The organism is Brevundimonas sp. EAKA (assembly GCF_000698025.1).
Lineage (GTDB): Bacteria > Pseudomonadota > Alphaproteobacteria > Caulobacterales > Caulobacteraceae > Brevundimonas > Brevundimonas mediterranea_A.
Window position 1 is genome coordinate 1 of sequence record NZ_JMQR01000081.1, and the last position, 14,011, is coordinate 14,011.

10 protein-coding genes, 1 tRNA gene and 1 pseudogene are annotated in these 14,011 nt (G+C 69.8%); 9 read left to right on the plus strand and 3 right to left on the minus strand.

Translation table 11 applies throughout. The annotated features are described in order from the left end of the window. The first annotated feature begins 501 nt into the window (after positions 1–501). From ER13_RS11720 to ER13_RS11730, 3 genes are all read left to right on the plus strand, one after another. Positions 502–741, plus strand: coding sequence for a DUF3297 family protein (locus ER13_RS11720; protein ID WP_008263719.1), 240 nt, complete (start codon positions 502–504; stop codon positions 739–741). A gap of 43 nt (positions 742–784) precedes the next feature. Then, positions 785–2,236, plus strand: coding sequence for a M20/M25/M40 family metallo-hydrolase (locus tag ER13_RS11725; RefSeq protein ID WP_035309461.1), 1,452 nt, complete (start codon positions 785–787; stop codon positions 2,234–2,236). A gap of 48 nt (positions 2,237–2,284) precedes the next feature. After that, a tRNA-Leu gene (locus tag ER13_RS11730) sits at positions 2,285–2,371 on the plus strand. 59 nt (positions 2,372–2,430) lie between these two features. Here the strand turns inward: ER13_RS11730 and ER13_RS11735 are convergent. Continuing rightward, the gene (locus tag ER13_RS11735; protein ID WP_008260165.1) at positions 2,431–3,840 is read right to left on the minus strand and encodes an SLC13 family permease; all 1,410 of its coding nucleotides are present in this window, start codon (positions 3,838–3,840) and stop codon (positions 2,431–2,433) included. 88 nt (positions 3,841–3,928) lie between these two features. Between ER13_RS11735 and ER13_RS11740 the strand changes: the two genes are divergently transcribed. Further along, positions 3,929–4,771: a hypothetical protein gene (locus ER13_RS11740; protein ID WP_035309462.1), complete on the plus strand. Its 843-nt coding sequence runs from the start codon at positions 3,929–3,931 to the stop codon at positions 4,769–4,771. 30 nt (positions 4,772–4,801) lie between these two features. Here ER13_RS11740 and ER13_RS11745 read toward each other — a convergent pair whose 3' ends face one another. Continuing rightward, on the minus strand, positions 4,802–5,284 hold the full coding sequence (locus ER13_RS11745) for a MarR family winged helix-turn-helix transcriptional regulator (protein WP_035309464.1): 483 nt from the start codon (positions 5,282–5,284) through the stop codon (positions 4,802–4,804). Positions 5,285–5,348: 64 nt separating this feature from the next. Here ER13_RS11745 and ER13_RS11750 point away from each other — a divergent pair, with 64 nt between their 5' ends. The 3 genes from ER13_RS11750 to ER13_RS11760 are packed head-to-tail and all read left to right on the plus strand — an operon-like array spanning position 5,349 to position 10,018. Next, on the plus strand, positions 5,349–7,124 hold the full coding sequence (locus tag ER13_RS11750) for an N-acetylglutaminylglutamine amidotransferase (protein ID WP_035309466.1): 1,776 nt from the start codon (positions 5,349–5,351) through the stop codon (positions 7,122–7,124). Next, positions 7,114–8,883, plus strand: a complete 1,770-nt coding sequence (gene ngg, locus ER13_RS11755; RefSeq protein ID WP_035309468.1) for an N-acetylglutaminylglutamine synthetase — start codon at positions 7,114–7,116, stop codon at positions 8,881–8,883. The genes ER13_RS11750 and ngg overlap by 11 nt, the downstream gene beginning before the upstream one ends. 10 nt (positions 8,884–8,893) lie before the next feature. Continuing rightward, on the plus strand, positions 8,894–10,018 hold the full coding sequence (locus ER13_RS11760) for an osmoprotectant NAGGN system M42 family peptidase (RefSeq protein ID WP_008262271.1): 1,125 nt from the start codon (positions 8,894–8,896) through the stop codon (positions 10,016–10,018). Between the two features lie 17 nt (positions 10,019–10,035). On the opposite strand, the gene ER13_RS11765 is transcribed toward ER13_RS11760, so the two are convergent. Next, positions 10,036–11,349 carry a DUF5690 family protein gene (locus ER13_RS11765; RefSeq protein WP_035309471.1) on the minus strand — a complete coding sequence of 438 codons (1,314 nt, stop codon included), beginning with the start codon at positions 11,347–11,349 and terminating at the stop codon, positions 10,036–10,038. Positions 11,350–11,425: 76 nt separating this feature from the next. Here ER13_RS11765 and ER13_RS17985 point away from each other — a divergent pair. Further along, positions 11,426–12,184 (plus strand): annotated as a pseudogene (locus tag ER13_RS17985) (TIGR03364 family FAD-dependent oxidoreductase); the annotation flags it as partial. A 136-nt stretch (positions 12,185–12,320) separates the two neighbouring features. Continuing rightward, complete coding sequence (locus tag ER13_RS11775) at positions 12,321–13,865, plus strand: hypothetical protein (protein WP_197019781.1); 1,545 nt, start codon at positions 12,321–12,323, stop codon at positions 13,863–13,865. Positions 13,866–14,011 lie beyond the last annotated feature (146 nt).

Genomic DNA, 14,011 nt, shown 5'->3' on the forward strand with positions numbered 1-14,011 from the left:
TGTGCTTGTCTCCACTATTACGTCTCTTTTTCTTTTTTTTTTTTTTCAAAGAAAAAGCCGGCATAGGAGTTCCCCGGGAGTCCGGGGGGCTGGGAGATGTGTAAAAGAGCCAGCCCCTGGGGGGCCGCGCCCGCCGCCGCCGGCCCGCAGCCTTACAAGCCCGCCGCTACAGACGCCCCGCCGCGCCAGACGGTGCAGTAGGCGCATCCGCATTGATGCGTAGCCTGACGATTTCCGGACGATAACCCTACTGGCGGATCATATCCCTCACGCCCAGATACAGGGCGACGATCATATCGAGGGTGTCCGCCATGATGGGCGAGGTTCTGTATATCGCGCACCGCCTGCGACGGGTGTTGATCCTGGTCGTGCCCGCTGCGGGGCTGATCTGGGTCGGCGCCGCTGTTCATCACTACATGGGCTGATCGCCGGTTTCGGTTGGCATGAGGGCCGGGCGCGGCTATCACCGCGCCTTCCCGATATCCGAGCCGCCGAACGATCATGTCCGACACGCCCCCCGACCGCCTCTCCGTCGATCCCTCCAGCCCCTTCCATGATGCGGACGTGCTGCAACGCGGCGTCGGCATTCGCTTCAAGGGCGAGGAAAAGACCAATGTCGAGGAATATTGCGTCTCGGAGGGCTGGGTGCGGCTGGCGCTGGGCAATCGGGTGGACCGCAAGGGCAAGGCCCTGACGGTCAAACTGCAGGGCTTGGTCGAACCCTATTTCCAGAACGGCTGAGTCTTTCTAGGCTGAGGCTCTTCCCCGAGTCTGGAGCCTGCCGATGTCCTTCCGTCTGCTGACCGTCAGCGCGCTCGCGCTCGGCCTCGTCGCCGCCGCTGCTCCGCTGGCCAGGGCCCAGGACGCAGTCACGGTGGAGCGCGCCATCGCCGTTCGTGACGCGGCGCTGACGTCGAACATCGCCCTGGACTATGTCACCCAGCTGACCACCCGCTTCGGCGCGCGGCCGGCTGGGTCGAATTCCGAGCAGGACGCCGCCGCCTGGGCCGCCGCCTATCTGCGCGCCCACGGCTTCCAGAACGTCCGCGTCGAAGAATTCCCGCTGGTCGGCTGGGAGCGGGGCGAAGGCTCGGCCGCCATCGTCGGCAGGAACGCCCAGTCGCTGGTCGCCGCCGCTCTGGGCCATTCGCCCGCCACGCCGCGCGGCGGGGTCGAGGCGGACGTGGTGCGCTTCTCCAGTTTTGAAGACCTGCAGGCGGCCGATCCGGCGACCGTTCGCGGCAAGATCGTCTATGTCGATCTGGGTCAGATGCACCCGATGCAGGACGGCTCGGGCTATGGTCCCCAGACCCGGGTGCGCGGCGCCGGTTCCGGCGTGGCGGCGGCCAAGGGCGCGGCGGCCTTCGTCATGCGCTCGGTCGGGTCAGACGAGGACCGCATGCCCCACACGGGCACGACCCGCTATGTCGACGGCAAGCCGACCATCCCGTCCTTCGCCCTGTCCGCGCCGGACGCCGACCAGGTCAGCCGGTTGATCGCCCTGGGGGAGCCGGTGCGGATGCACCTGACCTCGACCGCCCGCACCTATGAGACCCACAGCCAGAACGTCATCGGCGACCTGCCTGGCGCGACCCGGCCGGAGGAGGTCATCGTGCTGGGCTCGCACATGGACAGCTGGGATCTGGGCACCGGCGCCATCGACGACGGGGCGGGCGGCGCCATCACGGTCGCGGCGGCCAAGGCCATCGCCGACAGCGGCCGACGCCCCGCGCGCACCCTGCGGGTGATCTTCTACGGCTCCGAGGAAGTCGCCCAGCCCACGCCCCAGACCGGCAACGGCGGCGGCGTCTACGCCCGCAACCAGGGCGCCGCCCTGGAGAAACACGTGATCGCCGGCGAAAGCGACTTCGGCGCGGACCGGGTCTATGCGCTGCGCCTGCCCGCCGGCGCCCAGGGCTCGGACTTCCAGAAGGCGGCGACCCGCGTCCTCTATCCGATCGGCGTCCTGGCGTCGGACCAGGTCGAGACCGACGGCGGGGTCGATGTCGGTCCCATGGGACCGTTGGGCGTGCCCTTCTTCGGTCTGGCGCAGGACGGGACGCGCTATTTCGACCTGCACCACACCGCCAACGACACCCTGGACAAGATCGACCCGGCGCAGTTGACCCAGAACGTCGCCGCCTGGGCGGGCTTGCTCTGGCTGATCGCCGATTCCGACGTCGATTTCCGCGCCATGCGGCCGGCGACGACGACAGCGACGCCGGCCGCACACTAGGTCGCTTGGCCACACGGTCCGGTTCTGGCTATAGAGCCGGACCGGCTCGCGGGCGTGGCGAAACTGGTAGACGCAGCAGACTTAAAATCTGCCGGGCGCAAGCCCTTGCCGGTTCGACCCCGGCCGCCCGCACCAGATCTTGAAGGATCCATGCGTCGTGCCCGCCAGACCGGCGTCGAAGCGCGTTGGTCAAGTCAGAACGGAAAGAAGACCGGGATGGCGATCATCGCGGCGACCCAGGTGACCAGGTTCAACGGCAGGCCGACACGAACGAAATCCATGTAGCTGTAGCCGCCCATGTTGAAGACCAGCACATTGGTCTGATAGCCGAACGGGGTCGCGAAAGCGGCTGAGGCGGCCATCATCACGCCCACCAGGAACGGGCGGGGATCGACGCCCAGGCTTTCGGCCAGGGCCACGGCGATGGGGGTGATCAACACGGCGACGGTGGCGTTGGACAGGAGCTCCGTCGCGAACAGGGTCACGCCGTAAAGCACGATCAGCGCGCCCAGGGGTCCCATCGGCCGGATCACGTCGATCAGCCGGTCCGCCCCGGCGGACGCCAGGCCCGTCACCTCGATGGCGGTGCCGACCACCACCATGCCCGCGATCAGCAGCAGAATTTCGGGCCGCAGCCCGGCATAGGCCTCTTCGGGGGTGATGACCCTGAGCAGGATCAGCGCCACCGCCCCGGCGAAGGCCGAGGCCGCGATCGGGGCCCAGCCGAGCGCGGCAGAGGCGATCACCAGAGCGAAGATCGCCAGGGAGATCAGCGCGGGCCGAAGCCGGAAGGGGCGATCCGCCGCGCCGAACAGGGCGACGTCGCCCAGATGGGCGTCGCCCGAGCCGTCCGACTGGTTGCGCGATTCCCCCAGGCGCGGCAGGCCGAAGGGCAGGGCGCGACGGCGGCGTCCGGCCGCCTCCGCCTCGGCGCGGCGACGCGCGCCTTCCAACTCGGCCAGGCGCGCGGCCTGGGCCTCGTCCTTGGCCACCGACCGGCCCAGTTGCCGGGCGCCGACGAAATAGAGCCACAGGCCGCCGATCACGGCGATGAACAGGCCCACGGGCGTGATCTCGAACAGGCCGAAGACCGGCTGGCCCGCATTGCGAGCCATGTCGTTGACCAGCAGATTGGTCGAGGTGCCGATCAGGGTCAGCAGGCCGCCCATCACCGTCACATGGCTGAGCGGCATCAGGAACCGCTTGGGCGACAGCTGCAGGGACTGGGCGACGTCGCGGATCACCGGCGCCGCCAGCACCACCACCGGCGTATTGTTCAGGAAACCGCCGACGGCGCCGCACAGGCCGATGACGATCCAGATGCCCATGGCCCCGATCCGGGCCGCCAGTCGGGTGGCCTGGCGGATCAGCAGGCCCAACAGGCCCGACAGTTCGATGGCGTAGGCGATGACGAACAGGCCGGCCAGGGCGATGACAGCGGGGCTGGCGAAGGCGCTCTGCACCTCGACCGGCCGCACCACCCCCAGCAGCAGCAGGACGGCGGCTCCAGTCAGGGCGACGACATCGGCGCGAAGCTTGCCGTGGATCAGCACGCCGACCACGCCGATGAGCACCGCCAGGGCGGCGATCTGATCGAAGGTCATGACCCTGTGCAGACCGGTCTCCGTAGCTTTCGTCAACCTTTTTCGCACGATGGCCCCCGAAAGCGCGAACCCATGCTAGGGTGGATTCATGCTGGAACCGACCGTGTCGCCTCGCCCGTCGGTCGTCGCGCTTGCGGCGTCCCTTGTTTTCCTCGCCGCCTGCCAGCGCGAGGAGGCCGCCCCTGCTCCGCCGCCGGCCCCGGCCGTCAGCGCGCCGCCGGTCGTCGCCATCGGTCCCGCGCCGGTGCTGGACCGGACCGGGCTCTTGCAGGCCATGGATGTCGCGGCCTCGGCCTATGCCGCCGGCAAGGACCCGGGCGGGGCCACCCTGGCCGGTCGCCGCTTCGTCATCCGTCAGGCCTTCGGCTGCGCCGGGCCCGCGCCCGCGGGTCGGTCGACGGCTGGGGCGACGGGGGGCGACGGGCTGGCCGCCTGGTCCTGGGGCGACAAGGGCAAGAGCCTGAAACTGACCCTGGCGCCGGCCGATTGGACGGGTTCGCCGATGGTCGCGGGCGGGGCCGACAGCTGGGAAGCGGCCGAGGGGTTCTGGCTGCCGCGCCCGTGGTTGCGCACGGATGGCTGTCCGGGCGTTCCGAGCGATCCGGCGGCGGACGGCGCGAGGGCGGTCTCGCCCCAGACCTTTGGTCTGGCGGCCGTGTTCGAGGAAGACGGTTCGCGCCTCGGCCGCCGCAACGGCCGGGCCTATGAATTGACCGTCCGCGCCGAGGGCGACCAGGCCCCGGTCGCGCCGACGAACGGGTATCGACTGGTGCTGGAGGGGCGGATGACGGCCTTTGCGGACGGCCGCGCCATTCGTTGTCGCGCCGCTGGACCGGATCAGCGCCCGGTCTGTATCGGCGCGGTCCAACTGGACCGGGTCGCCTTCGAGGACGCCCAAGGCCAGGGGCTCAGCGAGTGGCGGCCGGGGTAAGGCCGGGTCTCGCCATTCGGCGGGGCCGGGTCAGGACGAGGATGGATCCTCGGGGGCGGCGCTACGGACGGACATCATCGTGGCGAGGCGATCCGCTGCGGCGGTCATCGTCTCTCGATCCATGCGCGAAAGGCCGTCGAACCGGGTCGTGAAATTCTGGCCCAGCAGGCCCGGCGACGCCGCCAACGCCTGGCGGCCAGGCTCGGTCAGGCGCGCGTGAACCACACGTCGGTCGATGCTGGACCGATAGCGGACGACCATCCCCTTGGCCTCCAGCTTGTCGAGAACGGCCACCACGGTGGGCGCCGACATGGAGACGTCGCGCGAAATGGCGCTGGTGCTCACCTCGCCCATCGCGCGGATCGATTGCAGCACAAGAAGTTGCGGCAGGGTCAGGCCTGTCAGCCGGGCGATCTCGCGCGACCGGACGTCGATCGCCTGGGCGATCCGGCGCACCGAGCGGAGCAGGGACGTGGACAGGTCTTCGGCCGCGTCGGGAGAAATATCGCTCATCCGGTTGAACTCTTTCGTGCACGAACCATTTGTACACGCTGCTTCCACAATTCAAGGAGGACCCATGTGCGGTCTTAGCGGCGAGATCAATTTCGATGGACGGCCGGCCGACGCCGGGGCTGTCCAACGCATGACCGATGCGCTCTCGCCCCGTGGACCGGACGGGTCCGGCATAGTGATGCGCGGCCCGGTGGGGCTGGGGCATCGCCGGCTGAAGATCATCGACCTGTCGGAGGCGGCGCAGCAGCCGATGGTCGACGCCGACCTGGGCGTGACCCTGGCCTTCAATGGTTGCATCTACAACTATCCTGAACTCCGCGAAGAGCTGCAGGGGCTAGGCTTCCGCTTCTTCTCGCACGGCGACACCGAGGTCATCATCAAGGCTTGGAAGGCCTGGGGCGAGGCCTGCGTCGAGCGATTCAAGGGCATGTTCGCCTTCGTCCTGCATGAGCGTGACACGGGCCGCACCGTGATCGCCCGCGACCGGTTCGGCATCAAGCCGCTGTATCTGGCCGAGAGCGGCCAGCGGCTGCGGTTCGCCTCGACCCTGCCGGCCCTGCTGGCCGCGGGAGACGTGGACAAGACCATCGATCCGGTCGGCCTGCACCACTACATGACCTTCCATGCGGTCGTTCCGCCGCCGCACACCATCCTGAAGGGGGTGAAGAAGTTTCCCCCGGCGACGATCCGGGTGATCGAGGCGGACGGGACGGCGAAGGACCGGCTGTACTGGCAGCCCGACATGACCCGCCATGCCGAGGACGCGGCCCTGACCGCCGAGGACTGGCGCGACCGTGTGCTGGACAGTCTGCGCGAGGCGGTGAAGCGCCGCATGGTCGCGGATGTGCCGGTCGGCGTGCTGCTGTCGGGCGGGGTCGACTCCAGCCTGATCGTCGGCCTGCTGGCGGAATTGGGCCAGAAGGATCTGATGACCTTCTCGGTCGGCTTCGAGGCGGCCAATGGCGAGAAGGGCGACGAGTTCGTCTATTCCGACCTGATCGCCAAACACTATGGGACCAAACACCACCAGATCTTCGTGCCGCACCAGCGGCTGATGGAGGCCCTGCCGGGGACGATCGGGGCCATGTCGGAGCCGATGGTCAGCTATGACAATGTCGGCTTCTATCTGCTGAGCCAGGAAGTCTCGAAACATATCAAGGTGGTGCAGTCGGGCCAGGGGGCGGACGAGGTCTTTGCCGGCTATCACTGGTACCCGCCGATGCTGGAGACGGCCGACCCGGTCGAGACCTACGCCAAGGCCTTCTTCGACCGCAGCCATGCGACGCTGAAGACCCAGCTGAACGGCGCATACATGGCCGACACCGACGTCAGCCGGGCGCTGGTCGAGGCCCATTTCGCGCAAGGCCGCGCCGCCACGCCGGTCGATCAGGCCCTGCGTCTGGACAGCCAGGTGATGCTGGTCGACGACCCGGTGAAGCGGGTCGACAACATGACCATGGCCTGGGGTCTGGAGGCGCGGGTGCCCTTCCTCGACCACGAGCTGGTCGAGCTGGCCGGCCGGATTCCGCCCGAACACAAGCTGGCCCAGGGCGGCAAGGGGGTGCTGAAGGAGGCGGCGCGTCTGGTGATCCCGTCCGAGGTGATCGACCGCAAGAAGGGCTATTTCCCCGTCCCCGCGCTGAAATACATCCAGGGCCCCTATCTGGAGATGGTGCGCGAGGCCCTGACCAATTCGGCGGCGCGCGACCGGGGCCTGTTCGACAAGGCCTATCTGGACATCCTCTTCGCCAATCCGACCGAGCACATCACGCCGCTGCGCGGGTCCGAACTGTGGCAGGTCGCCGTGCTCGAGATGTGGATGCAACAGCATGGCGTCTGACATCCGCCCCGAACGATCCAAGGCGCACCGGCTCAAGCGGCTGCGTCATGAGGGGCTGAAGCCGCCGGTGCGGACGGGGGAGGGGCCCAGCCCCAACGCCGTGCTGGACTGCGGCTGGGGGCGGCTGCTGTTCGCCCAGACCTTCGACACGGCCGAGCCGCTGGTCGACGCCCTGCGCGCCGAGGGGCCGGACCGCCGCGACATCGCCTTCTATGTCCGTAATCCGCATGTCTTGCTGGCCCAGGCGCCGCAGGAGCTGTTTCTGGATCCGTCGCACACCTATCGGCTGGAACTGGCCACCTATCGCGCCAGCCGCCGCCAGCCGAGGGGGTTCACCGTCCGGCGCCTGACGTCCGAGATGGACGCCCAGGCGGTCAACGACATCTACGCCAAGCGCAAGATGGTGCCGGTCCCGCCGGACTTCTTCTGGTCGCATCGCGATGACCGGACCCTGACCTATTTCGTCGCCGAGGACACGACCACCGGAGCGGTGATCGGCACCGTGACGGGGGTCAATCATGTCCGCGCCTTCGACGATCCCGAATGCGGTTCGTCCCTGTGGTGTCTCGCCGTCGATCCCCAGGCGACCCAGCCGGGCGTCGGCGAGGCCCTGGTCCGGCGTCTGGCCGAGCATTTCAAGACCCAGGGCCTGGCCCACATGGACCTGTCGGTCATGCACGACAACGATCAGGCCATCGCCCTGTACGAGAAGCTGGGGTTTCGCCGCGTGTCCTTCTTCGGGGTCAAGCGCAAGAATCCGATCAACGAGGCCCTCTTCGTCGGTCCGACCGACGACCATGACCTGAACCCCTATGCCCGGATCATCGTCAACGAGGCGCGCCGGCGCGGCATCCATACCGAGATCATCGACGCCGAGGGCGGGCTGTTCCGCCTGAACTGGGGCGGCCGGTCGGTGCGGTGCCGCGAGAGCCTGTCGGAGCTGACGTCGGCCGTGGCGCTCAGCATCTGCGACGACAAGCGGATGACGCGGCGCATCGTCGAGGCGGCCGGGGTGCGCGTGCCCGAGCGGATCGACCCCGGCGACCCGTCCGCCATCGACACCGCCCTGGCCAGGTTCGGCGCCCTGGTGGTCAAGCCCGCGCGGGGCGAGCAGGGCCAGGGCGTCGCCGTCGGCCTGACGACGATGAACGAGGTCCAGACGGCCCTGGTCCGCGCGCGTCGCATCTGTTCGCAGGTGCTGATCGAGGAACAGGTCCAGGGCGAGGACCTGCGCCTGGTGGTGATCGACTACAAGGTCGTGGCCTGCGCCCTGCGTCGCCCGCCGCGCGTCGTCGGCGACGGTCGCTCAACCCTGCGCGCCCTGATCGAGCATCAGAGCCGTCGCCGCGCCGCCGCCACAGGCGGGGAATCGACCATTCCCATCGACGGCGAGACCGAGCGGACGCTGGCCGAGGCCGGCTATCGGCTGGACGACGTTGCGCCGGAGGGGGCGGAGGTGCTGGTGCGTAAGGCGGCCAATCTGCATCTGGGCGGCACCATCCATGATGTGACGGAGGAGGTGCACCCGACCCTGATCCGCGCCGCCGTCGCCGCCGCCCGCGCCATCGACATCCCCGTCACCGGCGTCGACCTGATGGTGAAGTCGCCGCGCGAGGCCGACTACGCCTTCATCGAGGCCAACGAACGCCCCGGCCTGGCCAATCACGAACCCCAGCCGACGGCCGAGCGGTTCATCGACCTGCTGTTTCCCCTGTCCGCCCCGACCTCGGCGCGCGCCGTGGTCCGGGCCGACGTCTGAAGGAGGCCCCTTGGCCCGTCCTGCGATAGACCTAGACTACCTCAAGTCCCGCCTCGCCGACCTGCTGAACACGCCCAGCCCCACCGGCTATACGGACGAGGCGGTGTGGCAGTTGTGCCGCGAGCTGGAGCGGCTCGGGCTCGACTATGAGCTGACCCGGCGCGGCGCCATCCGGGCCCGGCTGCCGGGCCGGACCGCCAAGCCCGCCCGCGCCATCGTCGCCCACGTCGACACCCTGGGCGCCCAGGTCAAACAGGTGAAGGACAATGGCCGGCTGGAGCTGGTGGCCATCGGTCACTGGTCGTCCCGCTTCGCCGAGGGCGCGCGGGCCACGATCTTCTCAGAGGGCGGCGCCTGGCGCGGGACCATCCTTCCGCTGAAGGCCTCGGGCCACACCTTCAACGAGGAGGTGGACACCCAGCCCGTGAGCTGGCGCCAGATCGAGCTGCGCATCGACGCCGTGACCCACGGGCGTGACGACACCCTGGCGCTTGGCGTGGACGTCGGCGACATCGTCGCCATCGACCCTCAGCCCGAGTTCATGGACACCGGCTTCATCGTCTCGCGCCATCTGGACGACAAGGCGGGGGTCGCCACCCTGCTGGCCGCGCTGGAATGCATGATCCGGGAAGAGCGCATCCCGACGGTCGACACCTGGTGGCTGTTCACCATCGCGGAGGAGGTGGGGCTGGGTGCTTCGTCCGTGCTGATCCCGGACGTGGCGGCCATGGTCACCGTCGACAACGGCACGACCGCGCCGGGCCAGAACTCGTCCGAGTTCGGCGTCACCATCGCTATGGCCGACCAGACGGGCCCGTTCGACTGGCACCTGTCGCGCAAACTGGTTCAGCTGGCGCGCGAGCATGACATCCCGCACCAGAAGGACGTCTTTCGCTATTACCGCTCGGACTCGGCCTCGGCGCTGGAGTCCGGCGCCGACATCCGGACGGCCTTGGTCACCTTCGGCATCGACGCCAGCCACGGCTATGAACGCATCCACGAAAGCGCGTTGACGGACCTGGCGCGCCTTCTGGTCGCCTATGCCGAAAGCGACGTCGAGATCGGCCGCGACGCCAAACCGCTGAGCGGCGTCAAAGGCTTCACCCACCAGCCGGTGGATGAAGATCACGACTAGTTTAACCGCCGTCGCCCTCAGGGGCGCTCTTGGCTCTCCGAGCCCTTGGGAGAGGGAGATCCATCTCCACGTCCTCGCAGGAACAGGATTGCGGCGCCTCCGACCAATATGAGGCCGGCCAGGCTGGTGGCGTAGGCGGCGCCCACGAAAAAGGGCAGCCAAGGCAGATCGACAGCGCCGAAATTCTTGAACAGCAGCAGCGCCACGCTGCCCAGATAACCGGTGGAGTCGGCCACATAGATCAGGAAACCGGCAGTCGCGACCGTGCCCGAATAGGCGATCATCCGGTCGAACAGCATGGCGTTGAAGGGGGTATAGGCGAGGTACAGGCCCGCGCCGCCGGCGATCATCCAGACGATCGGCGACAGCAGGCCCTGCTGAAAGGCGAGGGTCGAGGCGCCCAGGATGGCGAACCCGGCCAGAATGACGCCGTGCATGAACAGCAGGGCCCGGCCGTTGTTCTTCACCGCGATCAACACGCCCATCGCCACCAGCGACAGGGCCGCCACCGGCCCTTCGCTAGCGGTGAAGACCGAGGCGGCGTCGCCGTAGCCCAGCGCCTGCCAGATTTCGGCGGCGAAGTTGTCGCGCAGGTCGCGGAAGGCCGTCAGCATCACATAGGCGGCGACCAGCAGAAGCAGCACCGGCCAGTGCGCGGCCAGGAAGGCGGCGCCCTCCCTGGCCATCATCGGCCGACGCGCCACGCGCTCGGCTTCGTCAGCGGGACTGGGCGCGGGCAGGGTGGCGAGGGCCAGCACCGAAACGGCCAGCAGAGGCATGAAGACCACCCCGACGGCCGCCGGCATCCAGAACTCGCTGACCTGCCAGTTCTCCATCAAGGCCTTGCCGACCGATTTCACGACGCCGGAAGACAGAATGAAGCTGGCGCACAGGATCGCCCCCAGCACCTCGCTGGTGCGTCGCCCCTCCATGAAACCGAACACGAGGCCCCAGATCAGACCGAGCGGCAGGCCGTTGAGGAACAGGGCCGCGACATTCCATGGCGCAGGCACGACCGCGAACAGAACCAAAGCGATCCAGGAGACGCCGATCAGCAGGATGATCGCGGCCGCTCGGCGTTCGGGCCGCATCTCCGCGATCACCTTGATCCCGATCAGCTTGGACAGGGCGTAGCCGGCCACCTGCGCGATCACGAGGGCGATCTTGTAGTCCAGGGCGAAATCCCAACCGGCCACGACATCGAAGGTCGCGGCCGTGAAGGGTTTGCGGAAGGCGTACATGGAGAAATAGGCGCAAAATCCCGCCAGGCCCGCGAACGCCACAAAGACAACGGGGTTGGCCTTCGCCAGCCAGAGCCGCATCCGATTCATCGTTTGACATCATCCTGTTGCACCCGCGTGGTCTAGACCACTGCTGCGACGCTTGAATGACGAGGATGATGGGATGATGGGACGGTACGACGTCGCCGTGGTGGGGGCGGGAATCGTCGGCCTGGCCTGCGCCCTGGCCGCTGCACGGCGCGGCCTTTCGGTGGTGGTGATCGACCGTGACGCCCAGGCGAACGGCGCCTCGATCCGGAACTTCGGGTTCGTCACCGTCACCGGCCAGCCGCGCGGCCGGGTGTGGCGCCGCGCGCATCGCAGCCGCGCCGTCTGGGACGAGGTCGCGGGCGAGGCGGGGGGGCCGATCCTGCAACACGGCCTCTGGCTGCCCGTACGCAGGCCCGAGGCCGCCGCCGTGCTGGAAGCCTTCATGGCCACCGAGATGGGCGAGGGCTGTCGGCTGATGACGCCGGACGAGGCGCGGGTCCGGTCGCCGGAGACGACCGGACCCGACACGGTCGCCGCCCTCTGGAGCCCTCATGAATTGCGTGTGGACTCCCGCACGGCCATCCCGCGACTGGCCGCGTGGCTGGAGGGGCGTTTCGGGGTCGAGTTTCTGCGTCAGACCGTCGTCCAGGCGGTCGAGCCGCCGCGCGTCGTCACGGGCCGGGGCGTCGTGGAGGCCGCGCGGGTGGTGGTCTGTCCCGGAGACGATCTGGTCAGCCTGTTCCCGGATTGCCTGGCTGACGCCGGCCTGGCGCGCTGCAAGTTGCAGATGATGCGGCTGGCGTCGCCCGGCGTCGACTTGCCGGCGCCGGTCATGTCCGACCTGGGTCTGGTTCGCTACGGCGGCTACGCCGACTTGCCGGAGGCCGCCGCCCTGCGCCCCCGGCTGGGGGCGGGGGCAGGCCCGGGCCCCGCCGGGGGGGGCGCCCGGGGCGGGCCCGGCCCCCGCCGACATCCCCGCCCGGCCCGCCCCCGCCGCGCCGGCCCATCTGGCCGACCACCGCGCCGACCGCATGCCCGCCCGACTGGCGCTGCAGTCGGCCGAGGCCCTGGCCGACGCGCTCTGCGCCGTCGCCGACGCCGTGGACCGCTGCGAGGGACCGGACGGCCACTGCGCCGATCCGTCGCGCAACCCCGCCCTGGGCCGCGCCGCCGCCACCGCGCGGCGTCGCGGCGCCACCGACGCCGACATCCTGCGCGCCGTCGATGGCGAACGTCCGGCCCTGGCCCTGCGCCCCTTCCACGAAACCCCGCCCCTGATCGCCCTGGCCGACCGCACCCAGATCGCCGCCGGCGCGCCCGAGGCCCTGCGGGCCGCCGAATCGGCTCTGGACGGCGGCCTGATCGCGATCTTCTCTCCCCGCGACGCCGAGGCCCTGGCAGAGCGCGCGGTCGGTCGCGCCCTGCTGGACCTGTCCGCCGTTGCAGCCCTGGACGGCGGAACCTTCGACCTGTTGCCGGATCTGACGCGTCTGTGGACCGTGGCCCTGGATCTTCAGGCCGCGAGCGCCGCCATTTCCCTGGGGCTGGAGGGCCTTTCGGCCGCCCTGATCCCGGCCGGCGGCGACCTGGCCGCCCGGGCCGAGGCCCTGGCGGGCCTGACGGCGGTCGTGGCGGCTCAGACCTCGGTGGAACTGGCCCAGTTGCGCGGCCCCTGCGCCGAATGGGACGCCCTGAAGAGCCAGGTCGCCGACGCTGACCGCGCCCGCCGCGCCCGCCTGAAGTCCAATCCGGATCCTCTCGCCGCCGTCGCCCTGAAGCGGATCGGCAAGCTCGGCGCGCCCCGGCGTCATGCAACCGTCGGCCTGTTCGTGGACGACGCCGAGGCCCGGCTGCGACTGGGCCTCGGCGGCCCTTCGGTCATCGATGTCTTCCAGACCGCCGACGGCCAGATCGGCCGTCGCCTGGCCGCGCCCCTGGCCGCCGCCCTGGCCCGCGCGGGCGGCGACGTCCAGGCGGCCGAGCGCCGGCTGTTCGGCCGTCGCACCCTGGTCGAGGCGCCGGGCGTCGATCACGCCGCCCTGCGCGCCTTCGGCTTCACCGACATCGAACTGGCCGCCGTCGAACAGGCCCTGGCCGGGGCCGACGGCTTCGACGCCGTCTTCACCGCCCCGGTGCTGGACCCCGGCTTCATCCGCGACGTCCTGGGGCTGGAAGACGGCGACGGCCCGTTGCTGAACCTGCTGGGCGTGCCCGAAGAGGCCGAGTTCGCGGCGGCGCGCTGGGTCTTCGGCCACGGCGATCTGACGGATTGGGCCGAGGCGCCCGCCGCCGTCGCCGCCCTGCTGGCCGATCCGGCAGGCGTCGAGGCCGACCTGCGCCGCGCCGTCGAACCGTTCAGCGACGCGCCGGACACGGCCGTGGACCCCCTGGACGGGCGCGCCACCGCCGCTCAGGCCGCCCGTCGTCTGGCCCAGGCCGCCGCCGAGGGCCGCCGCGCGGTGCGGCTGCGTCGCGCGCCTCCGCCCCCCGGCCCCCTGCTGGGGATCCGGGCCGGCCCGACCCGGGCGGCCCGGGGGCCGGCTTTCCCCCCGCCTCCGGGGGGGGCCGGGCCCTAGTCTTCCTCGGCGACCCGTGGCCGCCGCTCAGCGACAGTGAAATCGCCCTTGTTTCGGCGCGCGGCATGGGCGGACCCGCCGGGCTGCTTGCTCAGGAGGTCCTGCGCGCGCTGGAGCGCGGGCCGACTCACGCATGACGAATGCTT

Excerpts from the sequence above, each read along its gene's own strand:
- ER13_RS11745 (WP_035309464.1), bottom strand. The coding sequence starts at position 5,284 with ATGAGCGATATTTCTCCCGACGCGGCCGAAGACCTGTCCACGTCCCTG.
- ER13_RS11775 (WP_197019781.1), top strand. The coding sequence starts at position 12,321 with ATGCCCGCCCGACTGGCGCTGCAGTCGGCCGAGGCCCTGGCCGACGCG.
- ER13_RS11720 (WP_008263719.1), top strand. The coding sequence starts at position 502 with ATGTCCGACACGCCCCCCGACCGCCTCTCCGTCGATCCCTCCAGCCCC.
- ngg (WP_035309468.1), top strand. The coding sequence starts at position 7,114 with ATGGCGTCTGACATCCGCCCCGAACGATCCAAGGCGCACCGGCTCAAG.
- ER13_RS11750 (WP_035309466.1), top strand. The coding sequence starts at position 5,349 with ATGTGCGGTCTTAGCGGCGAGATCAATTTCGATGGACGGCCGGCCGAC.
- ER13_RS11765 (WP_035309471.1), bottom strand. The coding sequence starts at position 11,349 with ATGAATCGGATGCGGCTCTGGCTGGCGAAGGCCAACCCCGTTGTCTTT.
- ER13_RS11740 (WP_035309462.1), top strand. The coding sequence starts at position 3,929 with ATGCTGGAACCGACCGTGTCGCCTCGCCCGTCGGTCGTCGCGCTTGCG.
- ER13_RS11735 (WP_008260165.1), bottom strand. The coding sequence starts at position 3,840 with ATGACCTTCGATCAGATCGCCGCCCTGGCGGTGCTCATCGGCGTGGTC.
- ER13_RS11725 (WP_035309461.1), top strand. The coding sequence starts at position 785 with ATGTCCTTCCGTCTGCTGACCGTCAGCGCGCTCGCGCTCGGCCTCGTC.